Below are 2761 nucleotides of genomic sequence, written 5' to 3'. Positions count from 1 at the left end.
AAAACACAATCATGTTCTTGCTTCGTTCTCAAAACTATACCACAATGCTGAACCATGACAATATCATACCAAACCATAGGCGATCTATTAAACGCTGGTGCCACAATGAATGTGGGTTGCCGTACGTGGCGCTGTGATGGGTATGGCGAGGTGAATTTGGAAATGTTGGCCGAAAAGCTAGGCCGTGATCATTCCTGCTTGGCAGATGAATTAGTGAAGCGCTTCAGGTGCAGCGCATGCGGTCAAAAGAATGCCAGCTTTATATTGGATTTCCCACATATGCCGGGGTCAACTGTTGGTAAGAAGGTTCGGAGTGAACCGCCAAGGCGTTCTACTCAGGATCAATAATGGTCCCAGCGCAATCCGCATAACCAGCGATATCAATCAAATTGTCCATCTTATCGACTTTGTGTTGAGCGCGGGCCATTTTCATATCGATTGACATAAAGGCTACATCAACGGCTGAAATGTGTTGGTCTGGTCCAATGATGCCCCGGCCCTTAAGCCAAAGGTTCCAGCGTCTTGCTATGGCCTTAAAATTGTTTTCGGGTGCGCCATAATCGTCATTGCGGTCTTTGGTTACTATTTCTTTTGCTTGGTCTAATACTTCACCGCGTTTCATATGTTACCCTTCGGACGCATTGTTTCATTATATTCTTCCTCAACACGGAAAAGAGAACAAAGAGGGAACTTATGGGTTTTTCTTTTCCCGTCTTTCTCAAATAGAACGCAATACATTGGCCCTTTGGTATAGGCGTTTATTGCATCGTATTCGATAGGTCGGGATGTTTCATTTCGCTGGATTAAAACTTTTATAGTGCTGCTCATGCTGCTTTACTATCTCCGAATTTCTCTTGAAGTTCTAATATTGACCACGAACGAGCGCTTTCAATCTGCCCATCGCGCAACGTCAATTCATTGCAACGGTACGTCCAGCCTGTTTGCGAAACACCAGCATATTTCTTGATGTAGCCTTGAGGCATTGAACACCCGGAATTGAACACTTGAATAGAGTTGCCGATTCCAATTTTAGGTCGGTTTAGAAACTCGCCTTTGTGGGTATGCGACCAAACAACAGAATGAGTGGAATGGTTAGCGATCATGTTAGACGGGTTTTGGCCTGTATATTCCTTGCCCGCCATATTGATTGGGACGTGGGTAAACCCTACCCCGTTGAGATACAGCCATTCTTTGTATTTTCTGATTGTCCAGCCATAACGTGCAAGTATTTGGGTGATTTCGCCTGTGAATACGCCCTGCGCTGTGGGGTTCATGTTTTCGAACCGATCCGCGCGATATTCATGGTTGCCCATGAGGTGATACCTGGGGATTTCATCACCGCTTGGTGCGTCTTGATTAAAGGCGCTATTGGCAAGTTCAAAGCTATCCATTTCGCGCTTGAACATTGGGCGCTCAAAGTCATCAACAGACCCCGGCATTGCGTGACCGCTCAAACTATCCAAGTCCAAAGCGTCACCAAGATTGACAATATAATCAGGCTCAAGATGCGCGGCCAAGCGGCCCATATTGGTAAAACGTGATTTATCGGGAATTGAGGGGCTATCGTGTGAACAGCCATAAACCATAACGCGGATTGCTTCACCGTGAAATTCTGGTTCTGGTGTGTAACTTGATCGGGCTGGCACCCTTATACGGGGCTTTGCCTTTGGGATATCGGGCAAGATGCCTTTTCGGTCTGCTTGCTCTGCATGGTTGCGAAATGTGTTTGGGTGAATGCCAAGTTCACGCGCCGCCGCTGCTTTATTGCCGTGGTTTCTGGCAATAGCGTCCGCTGCAAGTTGCAACTGCTCGTTAGTCAATCCGGGATTGGCCATAAAGCCCCCTATGGGTATGTTTGGGTGAAGGTAAGCCACAAGGGGTGGCAGCGGTGCGTTGTGACCGCGTGAGTGCCTTGAATTGTGGTTGTGCCATGCAAGCGCCAAGGTCCAATCTCTTGCGGGCCAACTGGTCGAGAAAGAGGTGCGTTTTTTGCCCCGGCTTCAAAGTCAACAACAAGGCGGTAAGCGTCATCGTACCAACTCAAGCCAATAAATTCGCATTGCCGCAATTTCTCAAATGAAACCGCAACATCAACATAATTTGGACCACTGCCCAATTCTTCAACTTCCATTGGGGTAGTAACGGGCAGCAATTGCCCTTCGACCTGCGAAAAGCTTGGCCAAAAGGCGGGAATAGCCACAAGTGAAATCGCTACAGCAATTCCAGTGCGGCTCAATAACTTATCCACCGACAGCATTTAGACCCCCAGATAGAGCAAAGCCCATAAACCCAACAATAATGGCACTGATAATTAGCCAAACCACCTTGGATAAATGCCCGTCGATTTTGTCTAATCTACCTTCCATTGCGTCAAAACGCTTGTCCATGTGTTTTCGCCGTTCGGCTTCCACAGCTTGCGAGGTTTCTTGTTTTGTGCGCCACTGCTCTAGGCTCGATACACGGCGGTCTAATTCTTCAGTCATCTGATTATCGCTTTAAAAATTGTGTGATCAGGGCTGGTGCAAAACGCGCACCGATAATCCAGCCTGCCCACTGGTCAAGGGGATGCGGGAGCGCTGCTATATCCCACGTTTGAGGGAAAGGGCCACCAGCATGAAAAAACACGCTGTAAACGCACACAGCGCCCCACCAAAAAGCCAAGGGGCCAATGAATGCAAAGTCAACAAACCACGGCATAGCCACGCGATTGCGCAACCACGTTTGCAGCACATCGGCCTTCAACCGCTCTTTGTCGCTTTCA

At 48.1% G+C, this 2761-nt stretch carries 4 protein-coding genes and 1 pseudogene; all 5 read right to left on the bottom strand.

Features of this window, described 5'->3' with window-relative positions:
- Window positions 1-331: 331 nt before the first annotated feature.
- Entirely contained in the window at window positions 332-622 is a 291-nt protein-coding gene (locus Q0231_RS10495; protein ID WP_299347638.1) for a DUF6378 domain-containing protein, read from the bottom strand.
- A 202-nt stretch (window positions 623-824) separates the two neighbouring features.
- Window positions 825-1835: a helix-turn-helix domain-containing protein gene (locus Q0231_RS10490; RefSeq protein WP_299347637.1), complete on the bottom strand. Its 1011-nt coding sequence runs from the start codon at window positions 1833-1835 to the stop codon at window positions 825-827.
- An 8-nt stretch (window positions 1836-1843) separates the two neighbouring features.
- Complete coding sequence (locus Q0231_RS10485; protein ID WP_299347636.1) at window positions 1844-2257, bottom strand: hypothetical protein; 414 nt, start codon at window positions 2255-2257, stop codon at window positions 1844-1846.
- Window positions 2241-2483 (bottom strand): hypothetical protein, encoded by a 243-nt coding sequence (locus Q0231_RS10480; RefSeq protein ID WP_299347635.1) that lies wholly within the window; start codon window positions 2481-2483, stop codon window positions 2241-2243. The genes Q0231_RS10485 and Q0231_RS10480 overlap by 17 nt, the downstream gene beginning before the upstream one ends.
- 4 nt (window positions 2484-2487) lie before the next feature.
- Window positions 2488-2761 (bottom strand): annotated as a pseudogene (locus tag Q0231_RS10475) (hypothetical protein); the annotation flags it as partial.

This window comes from uncultured Maritalea sp., from assembly GCF_937139385.1.
In the GTDB taxonomy this organism is placed as follows: Bacteria; Pseudomonadota; Alphaproteobacteria; order Rhizobiales; family Devosiaceae; genus Maritalea; species Maritalea porphyrae_A.
This window is presented reverse-complemented; position numbering and strand designations above follow the sequence as displayed.